The following is a 26,644-nucleotide window of genomic DNA, read 5'->3' on the forward strand; positions in this document are numbered from 1 at the left end:
CTAAGTCTTGCTATAAACTGAATAACTTTGCCCTATTTAGTACATACCTTACTATATGACCTTCTCATCCACAGCAGAAGTCGATTTTGCCGTCAAAAAATCGGTAGTTGTTTATAAAAAAAATCAAAAGGTAAGGCGTGTTCTTTCGTACCTGTATCAGGAGGGTGCGTGTACACTGGCTCATCTGGCCGAGCTTGTTCACACGAGCGTACCGTCGATCACCGAAGTAGTTGAGCACCTCATCGACGAGCGGTGGGTAACCATTAGTGGTACGGCAACAGGCAATAATGGTCGGCGTCCGGCTCTTTTTGGTTTGAATCCAGACGGCCATTACGTGGTGGTTCTGGACAGCACCACGCACGACACCAGCCTGATGATTGTGAACCCCGTACGGCAAATTGTTTTTCAGCGCACCGTTGATCATCACTTGGAGGATAACACCCGGTACTTAGAGTTTCTGGTTCAGTTCGTGACCGACGCGCTGACCGAGTCGACGCTGGCCCTGACGGACGTTATTGGCGTTGGTCTGTCCATTCCTGGCCTGATCGACAATCGCCGGGGAATTAATCTGTCCTATCCCAATCTTAATCCACCCGATCAGTCATTGATCGATTGGCTGGAACAGCGGCTGGGCCTACCGGTCTATCTGATCAACGATACGAAAGCCACTGCACTGGGCGAGAACCGGTTTGGGGGCGGACAGGGCAAAAAACACGCCTTATCCATCAACATCGACTGGGGCGTTGGGCTGGGCATCATTCTCAACGGTGAAGTTTTCCAGGGAGCGTCAGGCTTCGCGGGTGAGTTGGGCCATATTCAGGTCGACCCCGACGGTGAGTTGTGCTACTGCGGCAAAGTAGGTTGCTTGGACACCATTACGTCGGCTTCGTCGCTGGTCCGGCGGGTGCAGCGGGCGGTGCTGGAGGGCTGCGTGTCGCAGTTGGCCGTTTACCAGGACGACGTGACCCAAATCACCATTAATCAGATTATCGAGGCTGCCCACCAGGGGGATGCGTTTGCCATCGACATGCTCCACGAGACGGGTTATCAACTCGGCAAGGGTCTTTCTATCGCGATCAACCTGTTCAATCCGGAAATTATTATTGTCGACGGTCTATTGGCGCAGGCCGCCATGTTCATTACCAACCCCATTGAGCAGGCTATTAATAAACATTGCCTGAGCGGTTTTCGGAATGATTTGACGGTGGAAGTTACGCAGCTAAACGGCGCAGCCAAATGGCTGGGCACCCACGCGTACGTAATGGAAAACCTCGTTGCGCTCGTCTGATCAGCTCATTAAAAGTTTGCCTGAATAGAGGCCAATGGAACCTGCTGATACCCCTTAAAAACGAAAACCCACCTGTATGCTGTTGAGCAGGGACAGGTGGGAATACCAACGGAATAACCTAATTTCGATGGAATAGTTCAAGTTTCCAACCTGATTGAATGACTTACCCAGATTACGAAGCGGCTCTTTCATCGGCTCGGTTAAACCGTTACGTTATCGCTGTTGGCGGGGATACAAATAAAGCAATCAGACTGTACCGACTCAACATCCAGCTTTCGCAGCTATTCTATGCTTTATTAAGCATTTTCGAGGTATGCCTTCGTAACCGCGTTGATATGCATTATGCCACCCACTTTGCTGATCAGGAATGGCTAAAGAACCAATGTACGGGTACAGGCTTTCTTACTAACTCAGCGTTTAAAGCGGGTGGATTTAAGTCCCGCAAGAACGTGGATAATGCCATTCGCAGCCTTGGTGTAAAATATAACCGTGATCGCTTGATCGCATCTATGACACTTGGGTTTTGGATCAATCTTTTTGCTCCTTTACAGTTCCGCCTGGCTGGTCAGAACATTCATCGCTGTTTTGTGGCTCGCCCGAAGGGCACTCGCCCAAAAGATGTGTATAATCGGCTTGATGAACTATTACGCTTTCGCAATCGCATTGCTCATTCTGAACCGATTTGTTTTAACATGGCTCATCACAAAGACACTTCCTACGCAGAGGCTAATTATCGTCAGTTAATAACCTTAACGCAATGGCTCGGTCTTGACTCAGTTGCTTTGTATCAGGAACTTGACAATGTGCTGGTTACAGTTAGTGAGGTCAACAGTTTGTGAATCGAATGGCCACTGTCATTGCTCAAAAGAATATGGTTGCCCAAAAACGTCATAACCATAAATTAAAAACCTATATGCTTTACCCGCTCACGTTCGAGACCATTTTCAAAGATAAAATCTGGGGTGGCCAGAAGATAAGAACCGTTCTGGGCAAGGATTTCGCCGGAACTGCACCGGCGGACCGGCCGGGCCGTCCCCTGCCTAACTGTGGCGAAACTTGGGAAGTGTCCGATGTTGAAGGCAATGTGTCGGTGGTGAAGGAAGGTAGTTTGCAGGGCAAGTCGCTCCGCGAGCTGGTAGCGCAGTACAAAGGTGATCTGGTCGGAAATCATGTCTACGAGCAGTACGGCGAACGCTTTCCGCTACTCATTAAATTCATCGACGCCAACGACGACCTCTCCATTCAGGTTCACCCGAACGACGAGTTAGCCAAACAACGGGGCGTTGGTTACGGCAAGACCGAGATGTGGTACATCATACAAGCCGATGAAGGGGCAAAACTCAATTCGGGGTTCAACCGCGAGGTGACGAAAGATGAATACGTTAAGGCCGTGGCCGACAACACGATTCAGGACATTCTGAATATCGAACCGGCCCAGGCTGGCGACGTGTTTTTTCTGCCCGCCGGACGCGTACATTACATCGGCAAAGGGTTGTTACTGGCGGAAATTCAGCAAACCTCCGACACCACTTACCGCATTTATGACTTCGACCGGGTAGACGCTACCACCGGCCAAACCCGCGAACTCCACACCGATCTGGCCGTCGACGCCATCGACTACCACCACTACGACGAGTACAAAACGCCCTACGAGCGGAAACTCAACGAAAGCGCCAACGCCGTTGTCAGCGACTATTTCGTAACTAACGTGCTGACTTTTAATCAGGAAGTAGAGCACGACTACACCCACCTCGATTCGTTCGTCGTGCTGATCTGCGTGTCGGGTGGGCTAACCGTCAACGCGCCGGGCGGCTACAGCGTTGTGCTCAAAACGGGTGAATGCGTCCTGATCCCGGCATCGGTGTCTAATGTAACGCTCGTGCCTGATGGCGATATGACGGTGCTGGAAACGTACGTGCCGTAGGTTGTACCCACGGCCGGGGCGTGTAGCCTTCAGCCCGTGTTTGCTGAATACAAAACACGGGCTGAAGCTCGTGGGTATTTTCACTCACTACTTCAGCCGGTTCTCCAGCAGCATAATTCCCGCGCCGGGTTTACGCCAGTAGTTCATCAGATCGACGTGATTAGGCGTAGTAGGCCGGAAAAACGACCCCAGCAAAATGTCATCGTCACCGTCCTGATCGACGTCGCCAGTGGCCATTCGTAGCCAGCGACCCCGGTTTGCTGTGGGAAAGGTGCGGGGCGTAAACGTTAGATTGCCGGTATTCTCAAAGTACACAAACCCACCGTTGGGCCGTTGCGAAAAGTCCGGGAAGTGGGCAATGGCCGCAATGTCGACGTCGCCATCCTGATCGAAATCCCGCACAACCGTTTGCGTAGCGCCGTGCATGGGATAGAACCACGCCTGCTTAAATTTAAAGTTACCATCGTTCAGAAAAACCCGGACTCCATGGTAGGGTTTGAGCACGATTGAATAGTCGGCATTGTCGCCGTTGGTATAAACCAGATCGGAATCGCCGTCCTGATCCATATCAATCAATTCGAGGTAGCTGGAGCCGTAAACGGATGGAAACCGCAGCAGGGTCTCTTTCCGGAACGATCCATTGCGGAGGTTATGATACACGGCCACCTGTTCATCGCCCTGCGTCAGCAATGCCACCACGTCGGGCCAGCCATCACTATCAACGTCGCGCACGATGGACAGCCGGGCACCGGGCACAGCATTGAGTATGTGCTCGCGGTAAGCGTTGCTCGATGCGTCGGTTTGCGGCAAGCGTTCGTGCCAGGTCAGCTTGCCGAGGTAGTGCCCAAACTGACACACCACTACGTCCTCGCGTCCATCGCGGTTCAGGTCGGCCACCGTCGCCTGAACCGGCCGTTGCAGCCCCTTCAATTGGGGTGTTGGCGTTTGGCTGTTTTGTGCCTGATGCGACCAGGTGCCGCTTTGTTTGTCATTCGGATTCAGGACGCCAGCCGTCAGCCAGTCGACGCTTCCGTCGGCGTTGGTGCGTCGGTCGGTGGGCGGGCTGCTCAACCGCAGTGAATCAACCCGTTGCAGCTGCTTATTCAGAGCATACACTTGGCTGCGTCCGTCGCCGACCCAGATACGATTCGTCAGCGAATCGTACGTCAGCAGCGTCACGAAACCGTCTATGGCCTGAACAGACGGCCGCGCTCGAAACAACGGCAACTCGGTTCGCAGGGGAGCATGGGCGGCTTGTGGAAGCGGTTTGTCAGGCGCTTCGGTCGTGTAAAAGTTGACGATTTTCTGCCAGTCGCCGGGGTGGAGCATAGGCGTTTCAGGCAGCGCGTTTGCTTCCAGAACTCGGGTTAATTCGTCTGTATCATTGAAGTTGGTCAGCGCATTCATTCGCTTATCCGACAGGCCCATCCGCAGAGCCATCTGGGGCAGTACCCCATCTTTCCAGCTTGCCTTGTCGAGCAGCGACGGGGCGGGGTACAGGTGGCAACTGCCGCAGTATTGTTGACTAAGCTGTTTTCCGGTAAGTTGGGTAAGCGCGGGAATAGTGGGTACTGTGGCGGAGGTTTCCTCAGAAGATGTCGATTGACAGGCCGTCAGCAACGCTAATCCAAGAAGCACAGTAACCGTCAGGCGTAAAAAATACATGATCGACTCTTTCTACAAATATAACCCCAAAATCACGTTGTTTTGCGTCCCTATTTCACCAGTATCCTATGACCTGTTTTGTTGGGGTTGACGTCGGCACGACCAACGTGAAAGCCCTTGCCCTGCCGCCCAACGACCTGAGCCAGATTATTGCTCACGCGTCGGCTCCCGTCACGACGCTCAATCCCGAACCGGGTTACGCCGAGCAGGACCCGGCCGAAATCTGGTCGGCCTTTGTGCAGGTAATGGCCGAAGTGAGCCGTGAGGTGGTTGCGGGCGGCCACACGATCACGCACGTCGCGTTTAGCACGGCCATGCATAGTTTACTGGCCATGGACGCCGACGGCGATCCACTCGGCAACGCCATTCTCTGGTCCGACAACCGCGCCGAAGCGCAGGCGACGACCCTCCGCACCAATCAGACTGAACTGGGTAAGGTAATCTATGAAGAAACGGGTACGCCCATTCACCCGATGATTCCGCTGTGCAAACTGGCGTGGCTCCGGGAACACGATCCGCGTCTGCTCCGCCGAACGGCCTATTTCGGTTCCATCAAAGAATTCCTGTGGCACAAACTGACGGGTACATTCGAGGTCGATTACTCCATTGCGACCGCTACGGGGCTGTTTGACGCCAACAAGAAACAATGGAGCGAACGGGCTATGGACTACGCAGGTGTCCGGCCGGAGCAATTGGCCTGTCCCGTTCCAACAACGCACCAACGCCCGTACCGCCCGTCGCCAGCGACCGCCGGAACGGGCTTGCCGACGGGCGTGTCGCTGCTGATTGGGGCGTCAGACGGGTGTCTGGCGAACCTCGGCGCGGGCGTCATCAAACCCGGTACGGCCACGCTCACTATCGGCACCAGCGGGGCCATCCGGCAAACCGTCCGCGAACCCCTCCGCGACGAGCAGGGGCGCTTGTTCTGTTATGTTTTAGACGACGATCACTACGTGGTGGGTGGGCCAACCAACAACGGCGGGAATGTGCTGGAATGGGTAAGCGAAAAACTGATCCGGCAGGCTACGGAAGCCGTGCTGACCGACGCCGAACGAGTGCCGCCCGGCTCCGATGGTCTGCTGTTTTTTCCGTACCTACAGGGCGAACGTGCCCCACTTTGGGACGCGACCGTGCGCGGGGCCTACCTGCACGTCGACTGGCAGCATACGCAAGCTCATTTTGCGCGGGCGGCTTTGGAAGGTGTTCTTTTCAACCTGCTCAGCATCAACGAACTTTTGGTGGCGCACACTGGTCCGGCGCGGGTGATTCACGCCAACGGGGGCTTTGCGCAGTCGACGTTCTGGGTGCAGATGCTGGCCGACATTGCCGGTATTCCCGTGCGGCTCAACGCCAGCAACGAAAGTGGCTCGATGGGGGCGATCCTGCTGACGATGAAAGCCGTTGGTTTAGTTCCCTCATTGGACGAAGCCGCCGAACGGGTGGCGTTCGGCGACACCTTCGAGCCGGACCCGGCGCGGCACCGAACCTACATCGACGTAGTTGAAAAGTGGCAGGGGGGAATGGGCCGGTTATATTGAGAAGTTGACCTGCTTTGAATGCACTCCCCGATTCGGTAGATTTGTCAATTGCTGAAAACGCACCCGATTATGCAACTGCCCCTGAATATTCCCCAACTCGACCGCTTCACCGATGAAGAATTAGTCCGGTTCTGTCTGGCTAATCCTGAACTGAAGATTGAGCGCGATGAGAACGGAGATTTATTCATCGATATGTCTCCCACCCACCTTCTGACAAGTACAAATAACAGCGAACTGAACGGTGAATTTGTTATCTGGAACCGCAAAACTAAAGCCGGTAAAGTGGTTGATTCAAACGGCGGTTTTTTTCTGAACGACAAATCCATGAAGGCTCCCGATGTGGCTTGGATTCGGCGCGAACGCTGGGAAGCATTGAGCAAAAAAGAGAAACATTCATTTCCGTATCTCGCTCCTGAGAGTTGGTCAGTGATTCGGACAACCTGAATGCCGTAAAAGCGAAGATGGAGAAGTGGCTCGCCAACGGCGTCCGGCTGGCGTGGCTGGTTTCGCCCGACGAAAAAATCACGTATATCTACCGCCCCGACCAACCCGCCGAAACTAAAACCTTCATCGAAACACTGTCGGGTGAGGATGTATTAGTGGGCTTTGAAACGGTACTGGCGGAGATTTTGGAGGAGTGAGGTTACGTTAAAACTCAATGAGTCGTTGTTGATCCGCAAGCTGCCGTTCAGTTTTTGTGAGCCAACGTAAATTCCTTTTGTTTTCCGTCCTGGCCCAACAAGATGATCCGATAATTATCCGAAGGCAGCACCAAGGCTTTTTTCTCGTCTGCCCGTTTCAACTCAATAACATCTACGGGTATTGCCTGATCGAATGGCTTCGTTCGGCTGCTGGTTTCGCCCGCCCGATAGGCCAGAACGAGACACGGAAAATCAAACGATAACTGCTCTTTCGTCAGAAAGTAAGGTTTCCACCCGCCGTCTCTATACAACCAAGTTGGGCGGCCGTGCCGGTATGTGGTGCGGGGATGAACAACCTGAATATCAGTTTGGGCAGCAGTTGTGGCGGGGTAGGCTTTCCCGGCTGCATTGATGTAGACAGAAGGCTTTTTGACGTTCATCAATTTATACAAAGGCTCCTCTTTTGACGACTCACCCGACTCGGTCCATCGTTGTTGATTGATAGTAAACGGATTGATTCCGGTGAACTCTTTTACCCGACCTGCCATCGCCTTTTCCCAATCACTTTCTAAGGGAGTCTCAATAACGTGAGAATAACCGCAATGAATCAGAATCTTTGCTTTGGGGTCTCGCTTGATTATTGTTTCGATGTGACGGGCTTGAGCAATCTCCCTGGTTTTGCCACTGGCGAACTCTTCCGGAGTAGCGGCTTCGTAGGGAAATAACTGATAGCCAAGTTGAAGAGCTTCCCGAATCAGGTTACTGTATTGAGGTTCTTTCGTGTAATAGCCTGATGCTAAAGTGGGGTATTTGCGCTGATTCAGCAAACTATCTTCGTGGCTCAATGTCTCCGCACCCAGATAGCGGAAACCTGACTGATACAATTCTTTCAGTAGAGTCGATGTGAACACCCGGTGTATGGGAATGTGGTGCGCTTCATTAAGAATAATAATCTGTTCGTTTTTGGCCCGTTGTATGATGTATTCTTTAGCATCTATTGGTTTAAAAGTGAGAAAGTTAAGGCTATCACTGGTTGCCAGGCGTTCCTTTTTTGCGTCTTCCTGATCAAGATAGACTAAAGCTTGCTGATAGTCGCCAATGTACGAGAAGGCGTAAGACGCCATGTAAATTCGACTGTGTGTCGTGTCTTTTTTGTACGAGTCTATAATCTGACTGGTTAGCTGGTACGGAAAAGCAGGTTCGTCGTCAAGCAACTGCCAGCTACTCAGGATTACCAAGGCAAGCAACCATACAACACGGTGGATATTCTTTCTTGGTAGAGCCGGTTTAAAGGATTTCATAAGACGGTAACTTACAAATAGTTTATGGGTTAAATAAGCCGGTGATACAAGGTTATTTCCTGAACAACTCCGCTACCGTCATTGTCAATTCCGGCAGGGCCGGGGCCGCACTCAGCATGTCATCGTCGGTGCAGATGGTGACGGTTTTGGGCGAGGTATAGACGTAGACTTCTTTGGGCGAGGTATAGACGTAAACTTCTTTGTACAAAGGATATACCCACCAAAGGACCCTCACACCGGCCGCGAAGTATTCATGTCGTTTAATCAGACTTTTTATTTCGATATCACTCTCAGATAAGAGTTCAACAACGAAACTGGGGACGACTGATTCGCCAGTGGCCATCAAACGAAGTTGGTCGGCTGTAAAATAGGCTATATCAGGGCGACGCATTTGCTTTTGGGTAGGCCAGACATCCATTTCAGCGCGTAAGCGGTCACCGGTTCTGAATGAATCCGTTTGATAAAACCGATTCTCCATATTAGTCAATAAGTAGTCTTCGTCCTGTCTCATGCCAGTGGTGGGTTCAAGTACGCCGTCGTTGAATTCGTAGACGTAGTTATCGTCCGATTCCCAACGCAGGAAGTCGTCCTTAGTCATAGTTAGGCCAGCGTACTTCGGGACCCCGTATCGCTCGTTACCTATGGTGGCTATCGTTTCCATATTTGTATGCGTCTTTTCACCAAAGATAACCAAAAACGCCGGACGTTTTCGCCCGGCGTTTTGCCCATGACTCCATCAGAAACGCGCTACAACCGGCGAATCTTGACGTTGCGAAACCAGACGGGACTGCCCCAGTCCTGCAAGCCGATGCGACCGGCAAACTGACCTTTGCCGATGGGGGCATCTTTCAACTTACTGGCCGCTACGCGCTGTTTCCAGTCGGGGCTGCTGAGGTCGTGTTCGTGAATGGTAAAGCTGTTCAACGAAACGGTTAGCTTGTTCTTTTTTAGCACGAAATGCACCTGATTCCACGCGCCCACCGGGTTCACTTCCCGCACCCGCGCGTTGGCAACGCTGAAGAAATCGCCCGCCCGGTGTTTGTTTTCGTCGGCCCCCTCATAAATCGCATTGTCGAGCACCTGGAGTTCGAGTCCCGTGTCATATGGATTTTTGTAGGTGGGCGTTTCCTGCACGAAGAAGAAAATGCCGCTGTTGGTTAGCCGCTCCACTTTCCAGTCCGCCTTAAGCTCAAAATCGCCGGAGAACGCGGCATCCGTGACTAAGTCACCCCCGTTTTCCGCTTTGTTGCCCATCCGTTTTGGCACGGACAAATGCAGCGCACCCTGCTCCACGCGCCACGCTGACCCAACGCCCTTGCTGCCGTAGGTGTGCCAGCCTGCCACATCACGACCGTTGAACAGCAGTGACCAGCCCTCTTTTTTCTCTTGGGGCGACAAGGTATTGAGCGCTTGCGCCTGCCCCGATAAGTGGGCGAAACTGAGCAATGATGCGAGTAACAGAAATCGGAAATGCATGGTAATAAAGGAGTTAGTCAGTGAGGTATAGACCATTACATTACTGACTAACGGGCATCAGCCGGAACACGTACCCGGGGTCCTCGACCGATACGTACAGGTAGCCATCCAGCCCCATGTTGATGTTACGGAGTCGGCCGATGTTTTTCAGAATATTCTCCTGGCTAACGATTTTGTTGCCGTCCATCACGCAACGATTTAAATACTGGAATCGGAGTGAGCCAACCATCAGATTGTCTTTCCAGCCGGGGTATTTTGTGCCTTTCACGAAAGCCATGCCGCTGGGTCCGATAGACGGAAGCCAGTAGGTGAGGGGTTGTTCCATGCCTTCTTTGGCCGTCAGGTTGGTGATCGGTTTACCGTCGTAGTTGATGCCGTAGCAGATAACCGGCCAGCCGTAGTTCGCCGACTTTTTGATGATGTTCACCTCATCGCCCCCGCGCGGACCGTGCTCGTGCGTCCAGATGGCGCCCGTGGTGGGGTGCATCGCCATGCCCTGTGGGTTGCGGTGACCGTACGAATAGACGGATGGGTGTGCGCTTTTGTCCTTCACGAACGGGTTGTCGGCCGGAATCCGACCGTCGTCGTGCAGGCGGTGTACTTTGCCGCCATCGCGCTCCAATGACTGCGGGTTTTCCTTCTCGTTGCCCCGGTCGCCCACCGACACGTAGAGGAACCCCTTTTTGTCAAACTCCAGCCGGGAGCCGTAGTGGTGGCGGGTTTTGGCGTAAGGCAGTGCCTCGAAGATGACTTTCTGGTTGGTCAGCGCACCACCCGACAGTTCGGCCCGCATCACGGCCGTGGTCGACAGGGTATCGCCACCTTCGCTCTTGAACGCCGAGTAGGACAGGTACACCAACTGATTTTTGGCAAAATCGGGGTGTAGTTCCACATCTAATAAGCCACCCTGTCCCTGAGCCAGCACCGACGGCCCACCCGACAGTTTGGCTTTCTGCCCGGCTTTATCGACCCGGTACACCTCGCCAGAGCGGTCGGTAATCAGCATACCGCCATCGGGCAGAAAAGCCAGTCCCCACGGCGACTTAAGCCCGCTGGCCACTGTGTCTAATTTAACGGTCATGCCCTCGGAGGTGAACACGTTGGACGTCGGCTTGTTAGCGAACTTATACTGATCGACGTTTTTCAGGCTGACCAGAATCAGGTCGGCCATGTCGTTGGTTTCCTGCTCACTCAGGACCCCTTTCCAGGCGGGCATGCCTAAGTCGACATAGCCGTGCGTAATGCTCTTTACCAGATCACTTTTTTCGGTGCCGTGTTTCCACCTGCGATCCACGAAGGCTTCTACTTTCTCGCCGTGGCACGAGGAGCAATAGTTTTCGTAATTCTCACGGGCCGTTTTGGCCCGGTCCCGGCGGGGAACCGCTGAATTGGCGGCTGGCTTTCGGTCGATAAGGAAACTGCTCAGGCAAAAAACGGCGACGAAGGCCGCGCCGATGGTGTAACGTAGCATAGTGGTTGTATGTGTTTGATGTAGAAACGCGGTATTTGCGATTTTTCTACTGATTGCTCGGAAAGTTGCCTGTCTGTCTTTACCGAGTTTACCCAACCACAACGTAAAAACGCCTGACTCAGTGGCCCGGCGTTTTTACGTTGTATCAACGTTGTACACGATTACGCGCCCATTTCCGATGCTCGACAATTAATCTCACTACGGCTTTTTGGTGCGTTTTTGCAGGTAGTCAATCAACGGCTGAACGTCGTCGGGTAAGCTGGAATCATCGAATGTCAGGCTGACTTTTTTGCGGCCTTTCTTTAGTTCCAACCGGTACTGGTAACCGTCCCGCAGATTGGTATTCATGGACCGGGACGCGTACGACTTCGGGTCCGCCAAAACAGCATCGACCACCTTTTGTAGGTTGGCGGGCAGATCAGTAGTGTCAACCTCCGTGTGCGCTACCTGGGGAAATAAGCCACCCTCGCGTGAATACACCACTTTCATAGGTCAGACTGCCGAAGCGGTTGTTTTACTCACAAACCGACCGACTGAAACGATTGTTTGGCCACGTTTTCTGCATCCGTTGGTATGCTCCCGGCTTTGGCCAATTTCTTAGCCTGCTTCAACAATGCCGTCTTGAAACTCGTGAAGTTCATGGTTGGCTTCAACGTTTTCAGGGTCTCAAACCAGAGCAGAGCGGCTTTGTCGGTTCCCATGGCCGTAGCAGCCAGAAAAAACACTTTGTTTGGAATACCGCTGTTGATGTGTACCCCACCGTTATCAGCCGATCCTTTATAGAGCCTATCCATGTGGTCGGGTTGCGGATCTTTCCCCATTAACTCATTGTCATAGGCGGTGCCGGGAGCTTTCATCGAGCGCAGCGCCTGACCTCGAAGCGTCGGCCCCATGATCTCGTCACCAATGAGCCAGTCGGCGGTGGCTGCGGTTTGCTTCTTGGCTACCTGCTTGATCACCGAGCCGAACACGTCGGCAAAATGTTCGTTGAGTGCTCCCGATTGTCCCTGGTATTTTAATCCAGCGGTGTATTGCACGACCCCGTGCGTAAGCTCGTGAGCGGTTACGTCGAGGGCAATGGCCAAATTCGTGAATACTTCCCCGTCGCCGTCGCCAAATGTCATCTCGTCGCCATCCCAAAAGGCGTTGGCGTAGGCCTTTCCGAAATGCACGTTCAGGATCAGGTCCGCGCCGTGATTGTCCACCGACAGGTACTTGAGCGCCGTCTTGAAGTACTCCCGCACCGAACCGGCGTTTTCGTAAGCGGTGTTCACGACGGAGTCTTGGGAGGCCGCACCTCCTTCCTTACGCACCAGCAGCATCCGCTGATTCTGGGTCGTTTTTGAATCATACACGAAGCGATCCGCGTTCTTATCGGGTGGTGGTATTATCGAATCGGCGGCACTCCGAAGCGCGAGCTGTTCGGCCCGGCGTGTCCGCAATTCCCGGTCAATGCTTTTCGTTTGGGAGGCTACATCAACGCCTGATTTCTTAAGCTGATCCACCACAAAGGGCGGAATAATGTGACAATTGCAACGGTGGTGATTTTTCATGCGACAGTAGAATTGGGGAGGTGGCTGGAGAACCGGAATCAAACAAGCCGGTTCTGCAAAGTTTTCCAATAAATCCCCCAAAGTCAACCCGGACTTTCCCCATTTTACCCCGTATTTCTACCTTTTTTCTGCCCTGCAAGGTCTTTTTGGAGACTTTGCAGGGTTAACCGTCACACCGCCCCCGCTTTGATCGCATCGACCACCGCCGGGTCGAGCAGGGTTGTTGTGTCGCCGAGGTTGCTTGTTTCGCCCTCAGCGATTTTGCGCAGGATTCGGCGCATGATTTTGCCGGAGCGCGTCTTGGGCAAACCCGTCACAAACTGAATTTTGTCGGGTTTGGCAATGGCACCGATAACGCGGCTGACGGTCGCCAGAATGTCGCGCTTAGTCAGGTCCGCGTCGTGGTCTTCGGGCATCTGATCAATGATCACGTAGGCGTAAATGCCCTGCCCTTTGATGTCGTGCGGATAGCCAACAACGGCGCTCTCGACCACGCCCGTGTGCATGTTGATGGCATTTTCGACCTCGGCCGTACCGATGCGGTGCCCCGACACGTTCATCACATCGTCTACCCGGCCCGTGATGCGGTAATAGCCGTCCTCGTCGCGCAGGCAGCCGTCGCCCGTGAAGTACAGGCCTGGATACGTGGCGAAGTAGGTGGTGCGGCAGCGTTCGTGGTCGCCGTAGGTCGTGCGCAGAATACCCGGCCAGGGAAATTTCAGACACAGGTTTCCCGAAACGCCGTTGCCTTCAATCTCCTTGCCGTTTTCATCGACAAGCACCGGTTGAACACCCGGCAGGGGCAGCGTGGCGTAGGTCGGTTTGGTTTTGGTAATGCCCGCCAGCGGTGAGATCAGGCAGCCGCCCGTTTCGGTTTGCCACCACGTATCGACAATCGGGCAGCGGTTTTTGCCAATATTATCATCGTACCAGTGCCAGGCTTCCTCGTTGATCGGCTCCCCCACCGATCCCAGCACCTGCAAACTGCTCAGGTCATGGTCCTTTACGAAGTCGAGTCCAAAACCCATCAGCGACCGGATGGCCGTGGGAGCTGTGTACAGAATGTTGACCTTGTGCTTGTCGGTAATGTCCCAGAAGCGCCCGGCGTCGGGGTAAGTCGGGATGCCCTCGAAGAGCAACGACGTAGCGCCACAGGCCAGTGGGCCGTATACGATGTAGCTGTGTCCGGTGATCCAGCCGATGTCGGCCGTGCAGAAAAACGTCTGGCCAGACTCGTACTGAAATACATTCTGGAACGTGTAAGCGGCATAAACCATGTAGCCCCCACACGTGTGCACCACGCCCTTGGGTTTGCCCGTTGAGCCAGACGTGTATAAAATGAACAGCATGTCTTCGGCGTCCATCTCCTCGGCGGGGCAGTCGGCCGTGACCTGCTTCAGTTCCTGCTCCCACCACACGTCGCGGCCTTTGCGCATCGACACCGGTGTTCGGGTGCGGGTCAGCACAATTACGCGCTCCACGCTTGGACAACCAATCAGCGCATCATCGACCGTGTTTTTCATCGATATTTCCTTATTGCCCCGGTAGGCCCCGTCCGACGTAACGATGAGTTTACACTGCGCGTCGTTGATGCGGTCGGCAATGCTCTGCGCCGAAAATCCGCCAAACACCACCGAATGCACGGCCCCAATGCGGGCGCAGGCCAGCACGGCAATGGCCAGTTCGGGCACCATCGGCATATAAACGCACACGCGGTCGCCCCTCACGACGCCATTGCGTTTGAGCACATTGGCAAACCGGCACACCTGATCGTGGAGCATCCGGTAGGTCAGTGTGGTGCCGGTTTCGTGGGGATCGTTGGGTTCCCAGATGATAGCCGGTTGGTCGCCCCGCTCGGCGAGGTGCCGGTCGAGGCAGTTTTCGGTGATGTTGAGCTTGCCGCCCACGAACCACTTGATGCTGGGTTCCTCGAAATTCCACTGCAGCGTTTTGGTCCAGGGTTTGCGCCACTGAAACTCCTGCGCAATTTCGGCCCAGAAGGATTCGGGGTCTTCAACGCTTTTCTGGTAAGCGGCCTGGTATTCGTCAAGGGTTCGGATGCGCATGATTTTTAAAGAGCGAAAGCGTGAAAGAGCAAAAGAGTGAATAAAAGAGTGTCGCAAATCTATCCGCTCTTTCGCTCATTCACTCATTCACTCGTTGAATACTCGCCGTCCATGGCGTATTTGCCGAACAAAATGAGTCCACCCACAACAATGGGGACCAATACGCACAACACAACGTAGCCGAACACGCGGTCTTCCAGGTTTGCGCTGCCGATTTTGGACCAACTGTCCGTGATGCCGTAGTAAGCGACGTAGACCCCCAGCAGCATCCAGAGAACGCCGAGGTATTTTTTGAGTTGTTGCATGTAGTCTGAGTCAGCCACTGGCTGCCTCGTTTATGATCCGCGAAAGAGCCAGCCAGAGGCTGACTCAGACTGTCAATCCTCCGCCGTGCGGTAATTTTTGTTGTCCAAATAAAGCAGTCCGATCAGGAAGCAAACACCAGCCACGATGATTGGATACCAAAGCCCCTCCAGATATGGTTTCCCGACTGATCCCGGCACAGCTTCGTTGGCTTTGTTAGCCGTGGCCACCAGGGCTGTGGCAATGAACGGGGTCAGCCCGCCGAAAATACCGTTGCCGATGTGGTAGGGCAGCGACATGGACGTGTACCGAATGCGGGTCGGGAACAACTCGACTAAGAAAGCCGCAATTGGGCCGTACACCATCGTCACGTACAACACCTGCACAAACACCAGTAGAATCATCAGAATTAGGTTGTTGGTCGGCATCGTCACCGCTTTCGTCAGCTCCGGTTTGGCCAAAGCCGCGTCAACCGCCAAGCCAGTCTGCTTCGTTATTTCCTTGTACGTCGTGCCGTCGGCGTAGACGTGCGTAGTCGTGGTGGTGATGATTGGATCGCCGTTGGGTTGATTCGTCTGCTTACGGTCGATCCGGCGGGCATCGGTGATCTCTTGTTTCTGGCTCAGGTCGGTCAGCCCATACATGGCGGTGTAGATGGGTCGGTAGGTCAGGATACCCAGCAGCATCCCGGCCAGCATGATGCTTTTGCGCCCAATGCGGTCCGAGAGTCCGCCGAAAACGAGGAAGAACGGCGTAGCCGCCAGCAGCGCTATAGCCACCACGATGTTCGACTGCACGAACTCGACGTTGCAGGCTTTCTGAATGAACGACAGCGCATAGAACTGCCCCGTGTACCAGATCACACCCTGCCCGGCCGTGGCTCCGAACAGGGCCAGCAACACCATTTTTAGGTTCTGCTTCTTGCCGAAGCTTTCTTTCAACGGGTTCTTTGAGAGCGTCCCGGCGGTTTTGAGTTTAGCAAACAACGGCGACTCGGCCATACGCAGTCGAATTACAATCGACACGCCCACCAGCACAATCGACAGAATAAACGGCACCCGCCAGCCCCAGTCGGCAAACACGTCGACGCCCAGTGTTTGCCGCGTAATCAGGATCACGCCCAGCGACACAAACAGCCCCAGCGTGGCCGTTGTCTGGATAAAACTCGTGTAAAATCCCCGTTTGTCTTCGGGCGCGTATTCGGCTACGTAGGTTGCCGCCCCGCCGTACTCGCCCCCCAGCGCCAGTCCCTGAATCAGCCGGAGCAACAAGACCAGCAGCGGTGCCCAGAAGCCAATAGTGGCATAGCCGGGAATTAAACCGATGGCAAACGTGCTGCCCCCCATCAGCACCAGCGTGACTAAGAACGTGTATTTCCGCCCAACCAGGTCACCCAGCCGCCCGAATACCAGTGCCCCGAACGGCCGCACCACGAACCCGGCCGCAAACGTCGCCAGCGTGGACAACAGCGCGGCCGTAGGATTGTCTTTGGGGAAAAACTGCGTCGACAGAATAGCCGCCAACGAGCCGAATATGTAAAAATCGTACCACTCAATCAACGTCCCCACCGACGAGGCCCCGATGACACTAAAGAGCGTACGTTTATCAACGGCTGGTTTGGCTTTTTTTGCGAGCATAAAGCAGAACAGTAAAAAGAGTAGTCATGGAAAAAGGGACAACGTGGGTGCTTTATACCGGTTTAATTCGGGTATTTCGTGTTTAGGTGCATGCGTGTCATAGGTTAAATTCGCACACACTCAAACACTAAACACTTAAAAACCTAACCACGCATACACTTCCCCTACGGCGACAGCCGCTCAACAACCCAATTCTGACCCTCTTTCCGGTAGCGAATCCGATCGTGCAGACGGCTGGGACGGCCTTGCCAGAACTCCAGCATGTCGGGTACTACGCGGAAGCCGCCCCAGTGGGGTGGGCGCGGCACCGGTTGACCCTCAAACTGCGATTCGAGTTCGCGCTGGCGATTCTCCAGCACCTCGCGGCTCTCGACAAGGCTGCTCTGCTGCGACACCCACGCGCCAATCTGACTCCCGCGCGGGCGGCTGTTGAAGTACGCGTCGGACTCGTCGGTGCTCACTTTCTCGACTCGCCCTTCGATGCGGATCTGGCGTTCGAGTTCGGGGTAAAAAAACGTAAGTGCGGCAAATGGGCGCTCGGTGAGCTGGCGCCCTTTGCGGCTTTCGTAATTGGTATAGAACACGAAACCCGCGTCCGACACGTCTTTAAGCAGCACAATCCGCCCATCGGGTCGATTGTCGGCGGTAATGGTGCTGACGTGCATGGCATTGGGTTCGGGCACACCAGCCCCGAGCGCGGCCTCGAACCAGACCTGAAACTGCGCAATGGGATCGGACAAAACGTCAGCTTTGTCCAGGCCATTGAGTGCGTATTCTTTTCGTAAATCACTGATTGCTGAGGGCATCAAGAGGGGTTGGTTACCGGCTTTTCACGGGGCCGACGTACAGGTAAATTCGCATTTTGTCGTACTTTTGCAAAAGTAATCGGTACGTTCCCAACATGGCAAACGAAGAACAGGAAATTAACCAGCAGCCGGACAACGCATCCCCGGTGACCGACGCGCTGGCCGTTAATACACCCGAAGAAACCGCAGGTAGTGAGCCTACAGCCACTGACGCGGTCGAATCGCAATCCGATGAATTAAGCGGAGACGTAACTGCTACGCCCGAATCATTGGTCGAAACATCCGATGTCGAGCCAATGGCCGATCAGCCTGTTGCGGTGACCGATCAGTCGGGGCCAACTGGTGTTGGTGAAGATGCCACAAGCGAATCCGAGCCGGACAGCCCGGACTTGTCAGTGCCCGACGATGTCGCTGCTGAACCGGCGGGCGAACCCGCCGTGACGGCGGTTGACGAAACGGATGAGCCGATGGCTGATACCGATGCGGCCGATACGCACACGGCAGAAGTTACTGAAACCCCTACCGCTGAACCGACTACAGACGAACCCGCTTCGGAAACTGTAGAAACGGATTCTGAAGTTGCGGCCGCGCCGGAGTTGACCGATGAACCGGCGGTTGATGAGACCATTACAGCGCAGTATGCCGACGTAGCCGAGGAGGCTGAAGAGGAAACGCATACTCAGCCCGCCGTCGATTATACGCAGTTCTCGAAGCAGGACTTCGTTTCCCTGCTCGAAACAAAGCTGGCGTCAATTAGTGGTACATCTGTTTCGCCCGGCGATTTCAAAAAAGCTGATCAGACGCTGAAAGAAGTTAAGCCCCTGTTCGATCAGATGAAGCGGGCCGAGCGCGAAATAGCCCTGCAAGCTTATGTAGCGGAGACCGGTTCTGAAGAAGGATTCGAGTATAAAAATGACGATACGGTTCAGCAGTTCGATGACCTCTACAAGCAGATCAAGAGCCAGAAGAATACGTATTTCCAGAATTTAGACAAAGCCAAGGATGGCAACTTCGCGTCTAAGACCGAGTTGCTGACCCGTCTGCGCGTGTTGGTCGAAACCGACGAAAGCAACGCGGGCGATCCCAAAACGAGCTGGAACGAGTTTAAGAAAATTCAGGACGACTGGAAAGCGGCCGGAAACATGAACTCGCCACATAACGCCACTCTGTGGGCCACGTACCACGCGCTCGTTGATCGATACTACAGCAACCGGAATATTTACTTCGAACTGAAAGAACTCGACCGCAAGCGCAACGTCAGCCTGAAAACGGAAGTGATCGAGCGGGTTGAAGCAATGGCGAAGGCATCGGAGGAGACGCCCGTTACGCGGCAGACCATCGACGACGCCAACGCGCTGTTTGAAGAATATAAGCACATTGGCCCGGCTCCCAAAGCCGATCAGGAAGTGCTGTGGGGACGGATGAAAGCGGCCCTCGACGTGCTGTATGACAAACGCCGGGGCCAAACCAACGAGCAGCGGAAGGAGTCAGCGCAGTTGTACGAAGAGAAATCAGCGATCTACGAGGAACTCGTGCCGCTGACCTCTTTCGCATCCAATAGCATCAACGACTGGAACGATAAGACGAAAGCCGTGATGGCATTGCAGGACCGCTGGAACGCCATTAAAGGGCCAATGCCCCGCGAGGAAGGCAAAGAGTTAAGCAAGAAGTTCTGGGCTGCGCTGAAGACGTTCTTTCATAACAAAGGTGAGTTCTTCAAGCAATTGGAAAGCAAGCGCGAAGAGAACCTGCGGGCTAAAGCGGATCTCTGCGAACAGGTCGAAGCGATTCTGGCATCGGGTGAAGAATCGCCCGAAGCGACGCAGACAGTCATTGAGCTTCAGCGTCAGTGGAAAAACATCGGGCAAGTTCCGGAGAAGCAGAAAAACTCCATTTTCGACCGCTTCAAAGCCGCCTGTGATGCGTTTTTCGATAAGAAACGCCTGAAAAATCAGGATACGGAGCGCGAGTTTGAGGGTAATTTAACCCAAAAAATCGCCCTGATCGAGCGCATCGAAGCGGCCGCGAACAGCAACGCTGACCTCTCGCAACTGGACGAGTTCAAAAAGGAGTGGACCAGCATTGGGTTCGTGCCCAAGAAAGATAAAGAATTAACTCAGAAGCGGTACATCAACGCAGTGAATGCGTTGGTGAGTGCCACGGGCAAGATTCCGGCAAAAGACAAGGAGCGGATCATGCTCCAAAGCGAAGCCGAAACGGTCAGAACCGGTGCTGCCCGGTCTGGGGGAGCGCGGAATGGTGGGGGCCGTGACCGAGACAGTCGGCCTGACCGGGGCGGTGACCGCTTCGACCGGGGTGGCGACCGTGGGTTCAGCCGGGATCGGGATGACCGGGGCGACCGCGATTACAACCGGAGTAGCGATACGGGCAACAAGCGCGAAAACGACATTCGTCGGCGCATGACGGCCATTGAGAACGATATTGCCACGTACCGTAACAACATTGAGTTCTTCGCCCGCTCCAAAAACGCCGATCAGCTTCGCGCCGATATTGACAAGAAGATTGCCGATGCGGAAAAGCAGTTGGACGAACTGAAACATCAGTTAAAAGTGGCACAGGCGTAACAAGTACTATACCAATCGATGGCTAACAAAATTGCCATCTGATGGGTAATATCAAGGCTTCACCTTGCAGAAAAGCCGCGAAAGTCTTACTTTTGCATCACGATTCGGAAACGGATTTTGGGTTCTGCCAGTGTCGGATAGCGGTCGATTCCGCCTGATTTGTAATCAGGATGCGCAAGCGCGTCGGGGGTTCGAATCCCTCCACTGGCTCGTTGATTAACAGCCACTTAGCATTTCTGCTGAGTGGCTGTTTTGTTTGGCGTGCAATGTAATGTGCAATGCGTTTGCGTAGATTGTCGACTCAGGGTTCTTTTGTATTCTCACGTTAAAATAGGCAGTAAACTTTCTGTAGCTCTGTTAAAATGGTAGCAGTTGATGAGAGTGACGGGTGTCTGATAAGTAATTTTCAGAAAAACGTTGATGACGGCGGGTTGAAGCAAGAATAGGGAGTGTACCGCAATAGATATAGATGTCACATAAGGAAAGCACTAAGCCATTCTTATTTTTTCCAGATTTTATTGGTCAAGATTTTAGTCATCACCTGATCGCGGTAGTGTCGGCTGATTGGAATGCGAGAAGACTGAATAAAAATTTCGTTGCCTTCAATACTGTCTATTTTATTGAGAGCAACCAGGTAGGATTTATGCACCCGGAGGAAGGAAATACTCGCCAGATTTTGCTCCAGACTCTTTAAATTCAACAGCGTTACGTACTTATTTTTATCGGTAACGATAGTTACGTAATTCTCCAGGCCTTCTACGTACAGAATAGCATCGAAATGAATCTTTTCGTATTTACTGCCGCATTTAACGAAGAAATAATCGTCAACCGTTTCTCCTTTCTGCGGGTCTGGGGAGCCGGATTTGCTGAGGAGCCGATAATAGTCTTTGGCTTTATTAGCGGACTTGGAAAAGCGGTCGAACGTGATGGGTTTTAGCAGATAATCCAGCACATTTAACTGAAAGCCTTCCAGCGCGTAACTGGGAAACGCTGTCGTGATAATGACCATGGGTGGGTTTGGTACGATTTTCAAAAAGTCGATCCCACTCATCTTCGGCATCTGAATATCCAGAAACAACAGATCTACCGGTTGCTGGTCTAACCGGGTGACCAGTTTAAGTGGGTTTTCGCATATGCCAGCCAAGTGCAGGAAATCGACTTCCCGTACGTAACTGGCCAGACCTTCTCTGGCTAATGGCTCGTCATCAATAATTATACAACTGAGCATCGTATAGGACTGTATGGTTAGGCAGGTTGTAGGGCTGGTATCGACACAAAATCGGTGAGCGTTATCTCTAATTGTACATCAAACCGATTCGGCTCCCGTTGAACCGACAGCCGATACTGGTCAGGATACAATAAATCCAGTCGTCGCTGTACGTTTTTCAGGCCAATGCCCCCGTATTCAACAATCGGGTTAGCTCTCCCCGGAGAAGTGCTGTTGGCCACCTTAAAGGCCAGTTGTTTTCCATCCAGTTCCAGTTTTACTGTAATCCAGTTGGGTTGATTGCTGTGTTTGGATACGTGTTTAAACGCATTTTCAACAAAGGTCATCAGGATAAAAGGGGCAATACCCAAATGATCCGTGTAAGCAGGCTCTATTTCCACTGTAATTGCATTGTTGTTATTCTGGCGAAGTTTTTCCAACTCAATAAAATTTTCCAGATAAGCGATCTCCTTACCGAGCGAAATCTGGTAACCATTGCATTCGTAAAGTTGATACCGGAGCAAGTCGGAGAATTTGGCTAATGAATTAGAGGCCATATCCGGGTTTTTATGAATGAGAAAAAAGATGGAGTTGATAGTATTGAACAGGAAATGCGGATTAAATTGATTTTTGAGAAACGTCAGCTCCGTTTCCAGTTTTTCGGTTTCCAGCAATTGCTGACGTTGTCGGGTCTGTATCCAGTTTTTGGTCAATTTAATACTCATCCCCAGCGTCATACTGGCCACTGTCGAGGGCAACGCATTTCCCAAAAACGAATTGAAGCAGGCATATTCACCATACAGATCGTTTATCGTTCGGCCACTCACGTAGGCGCTGAAATAATACCCACCGACCGTGCACAGCGTCGCACAGAACACCGTCAGCAGTAAATAGCTGATGTAAGCGGTAAATCTGTTTTTTTCGAGGTACCTCGGAATGAGAACGTATAGGTTAAAATAGACCGCCAGTGCCTGAAAAATGACGTAGAAACTGTACTTGATTGCATAGGGTAAAATAACAATGGTATGAAAGACTTTAACCGGATTGCCCAACGTAACAATCCACCAGAGGTAATGGTAAAGAAACCAGAACGGAAGGTGATGTAGTTTGTATCTGAAAAACCAGTACTGGTTTAACTGACTATCAGGCAGTGCGATCATGGTCGTTTGGCACGGTTAGCCGGTTTGTAGCTCCTGCGTCTCCAAGTTACATCGATTGCCTGGATTTGGCCTGTTCTGCTACGTGAACGAGTCAAACTAATTGACCAGCTACCGGTTTGGCTGGATAACCGGTATTCCCGCCCTGACAAAGCCGCCTGCTTCCAGTTTCGGGCGGTTTTCGGGTACGTCATCAAGTAGTTTCAACGGGTTATCATTCAGCTTACTGAATCGGTTGCGGTCCTTATTTCTTTGCCTGCGGAGTTTTACCAAAGCAGCTATGAAAACCGTACTCGCCAACCTGATTTTGTTCTGGATGTCCCCAATAGCCTTTGGTCAAGTGTCCGGCCAACTGACCACAATCGCTGGCCACCCCATCCCATTTGCCAGTGTATTGCTCCTGCGGAGTGTGGATTCGTTGTTGGTAAAAGCCACGCTGACGAACGATGCCGGGTTTTACCGATTTGACACCACTGCATCGGGAATGTATCGCCTGCGGGCTGGCAGCTTAGGTTACCAACCCTGGCATTCTCCGGTTTTTGAACTGACCGCTACCCAAAGGGCGAAGGATTTTGGAACCCAGGTTATGAAGGACGATACCAAGCAATTGGGAGAGGTAATCGTGCGGGCCGCAAAACCCCTTTATCAACCAATTACGGAAGGAACGGTAATCAACATCGAAAGCAGTGTATTGTCGAAAGGCAGTTCTGCCCTGCAAATTTTAGAGCGTTCGCCCGGTGTGGTGATCGACTATCGGAATAGCAGCATTGGGCTGAACGGAAAAAATGGGGTGGTGGTCCTGTTGAATGGCAAGCCAATGCGGATGCCTGTAGAGCAGGTTGTTGCGTTGTTGAATGGGATGACTGCCAATGATATTGAGAAAATCGAATTATTGACGACCCCCGGTGCCCGCTACGACGCCGAGGGCAGTGCCGGTATGATCAACATCGTGCTGAAAAAGACGACCAAACCGGGTACCAACGGGTCAATTTCGCTCACGGGCGGGTATGGTGTGGGCGAAAAAGGAACCAGCAGTATCAACCTGGTGCACAACACCAGAACGGTCGGCCTCTACGGCTCCTATTCGTTTTTGCACGACCGAACATACAGTGACCTGTTTATTCACAGCACACAAAACATGCCGGTACTGGGTGGTAAGCTGGACGTTTTGGTTTACGACACCATCAGAGCCGTCCAGAATAATCACGATGTTACCGCCGGGTTCGATCTGAAATTAAATCCAAAAAGCACCGTTGGGGGCAGCATTTCCTGGAACAGGAGTGTCCGGTCGGCCACTGATTTTAACCAGACGGGTTATACGATTCTGCCCGATTCGCTGCTGCTTTTTCGGGGAACGATCAGTGGCAAAAGCCGCTGGCAAAATCTGATCAGCTCCGTTTATGGTGAACGGAAATTCCGGGAAGGCGAACAACTCAACAGCGCTATAGACTACCTGCATTTTACAAATACAAGTCCGTCCGAAGTGCGCAGTACCTTTCTTACCCGAGCCGGTACCCAGGCTGGAAACAACGACAGTCTCTTCGCCCCCCAGCAACGGGGTTTTGCCAACACAACCATCCAGGTTGGGGTGGCTAAGCTGGACTACACCAGGCAACTGGCTCCCCGAACGAAACTGGAAGCCGGTTTGAAAGGTACGTATACCCGAAATTTGAGTGGGGCTGGCATTGAGAGCCTTGTCGATGATGCCTGGGTGAGCAGGAGCGAAACCGCTACCCGTATTGTGATGAGGGAGCGCATTGGGGCGGCCTATGCGTCCGTCACTTCACAAGTAAACCAGTCTACAAACCTTGTTGTCGGTGCCCGGTATGAATACTCCCGCACCAAACTGGATAATTCTGAAACGGAAGAAAACCTTGTCGATCGAAAGCTTGGTGTACTATTTCCCAGTATATTCTTCACCCGGAAACTGACTGAGCATACGGAATTACAGCTATCCTATACGAAGCGAATCAGCCGACCTTCTTTTACGGATCTGGCTTCCTTTGTTCGGTACAGCGATCCTTCGGCTGTTTACGCTGGTAATCCCTTACTGAGGCCCACCATCACGAATAATCTAAAACTGGGGTATACCTACCGGGGCTACTCACTGTCCCTGCTTTTCAGCCGGGACAATCATCCGATTGCCCGTTACCAACTGACCGAAGGCCCGGCCAGGAATCTGTTGTATGTATCCCCGCAAAACCTTGCCTGGCAAAATAATATCACGTTGCAGGTCAGTGTGCCCCTAAAAATCAACAACTGGTGGGACATGAGCTACGGATTTACGGGTGGCATCAGGCAGTTTAAGGCGGAATACACCCCGCAGCCCGTCCAAAAAACGTATTTCGGGTATTCGGTCAATGTCAACCAGTCTATTAAACTCCCCCGAAGTTTTTCGACCGAACTGTCGGGTTGGTACAATTCGGTTTCCTACAACGGAACGATTAACGTAGGCGGCATGGGTGCGCTGAGTGCCGGTATCAAAAAAGAATTAAAAAATAACGGGGGCAGTTTTCAGCTATCCGTGACCGATCTGCTCCGAACGATGCGGATCAACACCTACTACGGAACCATTACGGAGGAGGCTTTTTCAATCAAAAACCACGTCAGTATCAATACCGAATCCAGCCTGTTTCCTATCATGAAATTGACGTATACAAGATCGTTTGGACGTACTCATATAACAAGACAGAGCCGACGGGAGAGCGGCTCTCAGGACGAGCGAAATAGAGTCGATAAAAATTGACGGGAGCTATACTTAATTGCTGTAGCTTGAGCAATCCCCACAAAAAGGCTCGTCAAGCCCTATAAACGGTGAGGCCTTTTTCAATATTGAACTATCTACCCCCACCAGAAAACTCAACCAACAAGCGTGTTGACAGCCACTCCGGCACAATAAAATTTGGGGTATAACGGCATTGTTTACTAACAGATGTAGCCAACAACGCGGCAAATTCAGCCGTAATAGCCTACTTGTCATTTTTGCGACACACATTGATTGGAAATGTACGTTGGTTTGAGCCGCCCAATCAACCACTCATCAATGATAAAGCCAGTTTTCTGCCTGCTCTTCTTAGGGGTGTTTCTGCTCACCCCTTCGCTGTCCGCCCAAACCACTCCCGGTGCCTTCACTGACGAGGTTGACGCGTTTGTGAAAGCCCACGTCGTGAATGACCGCGTGGACTATGCACAACTCAAAAAATCAGATAGCGACCTGACCAGCCTTTATAAGAAGGCGGGCGCGGTCAGTCTGGCAGGCGCATCCGACAAACAAAAGAAGGCATTTTACGTCAACGCCTACAACGTGGTAGTCATTTATCAAGTCGTGCAGGCGTTTCCCCTTAAGTCACCGTTGGACAAGCCTGGTTTCTTCGATCAGATTAAGCATCGGGTTGCCGGGCAGGAGATGACTCTGAATCAGCTCGAAAAAGACAAATTGCTGGCGGCCTACGGCGACGCACGGGTCCATTTCGCTGTGGTCTGCGCGGCCGTTAGTTGTCCACCCTTAGCCAACTTTGCTTACAGCGCCGATAAACTGGATGCTCAATTAGACGAGCGTACCCGGCTCGCGCTCAACAACCCGTCGTTTGTCCGGGTGAACAAGGGGCAGAAAAAGGCCGAACTGTCTAAAATTTTCGACTGGTACAAAAGTGATTTTACGCAGGGTGGACAAACAGCGCTGGGCTTTGTGAATAGCTTTCGGCGCGAGAAAATCCCCGGCGACTACGCGACCGGCTTCTACGAGTACGATTGGACACTCAACGGTCGGTAAGTATTTTCTCCGCTACCGAACCGACTACCGTAGGGTTATCAGTGCCAATGGCCTGAACCGCCCCAAATACATCTTCATCATCGGCAACGGCATCGCGGGTAGCACCCCGTCTGGCAACAATGACGTTCGGGTTACTGCCCGGTAAATAAATGGTCATACGGTCAAAGTGACCAGTTCAATATTGCCCCAGTGTTAACTATTGACGCACTTGTCATGTAAGCGACATCCGCTTTGTTGCTGCCGGATTACTTGCG

General features: G+C 52.7%; 23 protein-coding genes and 1 tRNA gene. 10 read left to right on the top strand and 14 right to left on the bottom strand.

Translation table 11 applies throughout. From position 1 onward, the window contains the following. The first annotated feature begins 55 nt into the window (after positions 1-55). The 3 genes from ACYVHB_RS15875 to ACYVHB_RS15885 all read left to right on the top strand — a co-directional run bounded on the left by ACYVHB_RS15875 (position 56) and on the right by ACYVHB_RS15885 (position 3,212). Positions 56-1,288, top strand: a complete 1,233-nt coding sequence (locus ACYVHB_RS15875; protein ID WP_461052741.1) for an ROK family protein — start codon at positions 56-58, stop codon at positions 1,286-1,288. Between the two features lie 158 nt (positions 1,289-1,446). After that, a complete protein-coding gene (locus ACYVHB_RS15880) occupies positions 1,447-2,127 on the top strand; it encodes an Abi family protein (protein WP_461052742.1) in 681 nt (226 codons plus the stop codon). A 74-nt stretch (positions 2,128-2,201) separates the two neighbouring features. Beyond that, the gene (locus tag ACYVHB_RS15885; RefSeq protein ID WP_461052743.1) at positions 2,202-3,212 is read left to right on the top strand and encodes a type I phosphomannose isomerase catalytic subunit; all 1,011 of its coding nucleotides are present in this window, start codon (positions 2,202-2,204) and stop codon (positions 3,210-3,212) included. 87 nt (positions 3,213-3,299) lie between these two features. Here the strand turns inward: ACYVHB_RS15885 and ACYVHB_RS15890 are convergent, their stop codons facing one another. Further along, positions 3,300-4,877: an FG-GAP repeat domain-containing protein gene (locus ACYVHB_RS15890; RefSeq protein ID WP_461052744.1), complete on the bottom strand. Its 1,578-nt coding sequence runs from the start codon at positions 4,875-4,877 to the stop codon at positions 3,300-3,302. Between the two features lie 68 nt (positions 4,878-4,945). Here ACYVHB_RS15890 and ACYVHB_RS15895 point away from each other — a divergent pair, with 68 nt between their 5' ends. The 3 genes from ACYVHB_RS15895 to ACYVHB_RS15905 all read left to right on the top strand — a co-directional run bounded on the left by ACYVHB_RS15895 (position 4,946) and on the right by ACYVHB_RS15905 (position 7,056). After that, positions 4,946-6,415, top strand: a complete 1,470-nt coding sequence (locus tag ACYVHB_RS15895; RefSeq protein WP_461052745.1) for a gluconokinase — start codon at positions 4,946-4,948, stop codon at positions 6,413-6,415. 69 nt (positions 6,416-6,484) lie between these two features. Then, a complete protein-coding gene (locus ACYVHB_RS15900; RefSeq protein WP_461052746.1) occupies positions 6,485-6,859 on the top strand; it encodes a Uma2 family endonuclease in 375 nt (124 codons plus the stop codon). 17 nt (positions 6,860-6,876) lie between these two features. Further along, positions 6,877-7,056, top strand: coding sequence for a hypothetical protein (locus ACYVHB_RS15905; RefSeq protein ID WP_461052747.1), 180 nt, complete (start codon positions 6,877-6,879; stop codon positions 7,054-7,056). Positions 7,057-7,103: 47 nt separating this feature from the next. Here ACYVHB_RS15905 and ACYVHB_RS15910 read toward each other — a convergent pair whose 3' ends face one another. The 10 genes from ACYVHB_RS15910 to pdxH all read right to left on the bottom strand — a co-directional run bounded on the left by ACYVHB_RS15910 (position 7,104) and on the right by pdxH (position 17,669). Continuing rightward, complete coding sequence (locus tag ACYVHB_RS15910) at positions 7,104-8,303, bottom strand: hypothetical protein (RefSeq protein WP_461052748.1); 1,200 nt, start codon at positions 8,301-8,303, stop codon at positions 7,104-7,106. Positions 8,304-8,409: 106 nt separating this feature from the next. Further along, on the bottom strand, positions 8,410-8,955 hold the full coding sequence (locus ACYVHB_RS15915) for a Uma2 family endonuclease (protein WP_461052749.1): 546 nt from the start codon (positions 8,953-8,955) through the stop codon (positions 8,410-8,412). Between the two features lie 149 nt (positions 8,956-9,104). Continuing rightward, positions 9,105-9,833, bottom strand: coding sequence for a 3-keto-disaccharide hydrolase (locus ACYVHB_RS15920; protein WP_461052750.1), 729 nt, complete (start codon positions 9,831-9,833; stop codon positions 9,105-9,107). A gap of 40 nt (positions 9,834-9,873) precedes the next feature. Beyond that, positions 9,874-11,304, bottom strand: coding sequence for a PQQ-dependent sugar dehydrogenase (locus tag ACYVHB_RS15925; protein WP_461052751.1), 1,431 nt, complete (start codon positions 11,302-11,304; stop codon positions 9,874-9,876). 198 nt (positions 11,305-11,502) lie between these two features. Beyond that, positions 11,503-11,793, bottom strand: coding sequence for a protealysin inhibitor emfourin (locus ACYVHB_RS15930; RefSeq protein WP_461052752.1), 291 nt, complete (start codon positions 11,791-11,793; stop codon positions 11,503-11,505). 29 nt (positions 11,794-11,822) lie between these two features. After that, positions 11,823-12,857 (bottom strand): M4 family metallopeptidase, encoded by a 1,035-nt coding sequence (locus ACYVHB_RS15935; protein WP_461052753.1) that lies wholly within the window; start codon positions 12,855-12,857, stop codon positions 11,823-11,825. Positions 12,858-13,027: 170 nt separating this feature from the next. Continuing rightward, the gene (gene acs, locus ACYVHB_RS15940) at positions 13,028-14,923 is read right to left on the bottom strand and encodes an acetate--CoA ligase (RefSeq protein WP_461052754.1); all 1,896 of its coding nucleotides are present in this window, start codon (positions 14,921-14,923) and stop codon (positions 13,028-13,030) included. Between the two features lie 83 nt (positions 14,924-15,006). Further along, positions 15,007-15,228 (bottom strand): DUF6814 family protein, encoded by a 222-nt coding sequence (locus tag ACYVHB_RS15945; RefSeq protein WP_461052755.1) that lies wholly within the window; start codon positions 15,226-15,228, stop codon positions 15,007-15,009. Positions 15,229-15,300: 72 nt separating this feature from the next. Next, positions 15,301-16,863, bottom strand: a complete 1,563-nt coding sequence (locus tag ACYVHB_RS15950; protein WP_461052756.1) for an MFS transporter — start codon at positions 16,861-16,863, stop codon at positions 15,301-15,303. A gap of 164 nt (positions 16,864-17,027) precedes the next feature. Then, a complete protein-coding gene (pdxH, locus tag ACYVHB_RS15955; RefSeq protein WP_461052757.1) occupies positions 17,028-17,669 on the bottom strand; it encodes a pyridoxamine 5'-phosphate oxidase in 642 nt (213 codons plus the stop codon). Between the two features lie 95 nt (positions 17,670-17,764). On the opposite strand from pdxH, the gene ACYVHB_RS15960 reads away from it, so the two are divergent. Both ACYVHB_RS15960 and ACYVHB_RS15965 read left to right on the top strand, forming a co-directional pair. Continuing rightward, positions 17,765-20,254 (top strand): DUF349 domain-containing protein, encoded by a 2,490-nt coding sequence (locus tag ACYVHB_RS15960; RefSeq protein WP_461052758.1) that lies wholly within the window; start codon positions 17,765-17,767, stop codon positions 20,252-20,254. Positions 20,255-20,380: 126 nt separating this feature from the next. After that, a tRNA-Thr gene (locus ACYVHB_RS15965) sits at positions 20,381-20,464 on the top strand. 289 nt (positions 20,465-20,753) lie between these two features. Here the strand turns inward: ACYVHB_RS15965 and ACYVHB_RS15970 are convergent. Together ACYVHB_RS15970 and ACYVHB_RS15975 are read right to left on the bottom strand one after the other, a co-directional pair. Further along, complete coding sequence (locus ACYVHB_RS15970; RefSeq protein WP_461052759.1) at positions 20,754-21,482, bottom strand: LytR/AlgR family response regulator transcription factor; 729 nt, start codon at positions 21,480-21,482, stop codon at positions 20,754-20,756. Between the two features lie 17 nt (positions 21,483-21,499). Next, positions 21,500-22,621 (bottom strand): sensor histidine kinase, encoded by a 1,122-nt coding sequence (locus ACYVHB_RS15975; protein ID WP_461052760.1) that lies wholly within the window; start codon positions 22,619-22,621, stop codon positions 21,500-21,502. A 277-nt stretch (positions 22,622-22,898) separates the two neighbouring features. On the opposite strand from ACYVHB_RS15975, the gene ACYVHB_RS15980 reads away from it, so the two are divergent. Continuing rightward, positions 22,899-25,364 carry a TonB-dependent receptor domain-containing protein gene (locus tag ACYVHB_RS15980; protein WP_461052761.1) on the top strand — a complete coding sequence of 822 codons (2,466 nt, stop codon included), beginning with the start codon at positions 22,899-22,901 and terminating at the stop codon, positions 25,362-25,364. Positions 25,365-25,661: 297 nt separating this feature from the next. Then, positions 25,662-26,390, top strand: coding sequence for a DUF547 domain-containing protein (locus ACYVHB_RS15985; protein WP_461052762.1), 729 nt, complete (start codon positions 25,662-25,664; stop codon positions 26,388-26,390). Here ACYVHB_RS15985 and ACYVHB_RS15990 read toward each other — a convergent pair. Next, positions 26,377-26,547: a hypothetical protein gene (locus ACYVHB_RS15990; RefSeq protein ID WP_461052763.1), complete on the bottom strand. Its 171-nt coding sequence runs from the start codon at positions 26,545-26,547 to the stop codon at positions 26,377-26,379. The two genes, ACYVHB_RS15985 and ACYVHB_RS15990, sit on opposite strands and share 14 nt — an antisense overlap. Between the last annotated feature and the right edge of the window lie 97 nt (positions 26,548-26,644).

It is taken from the genome of Spirosoma arcticum, assembly GCF_054779955.1.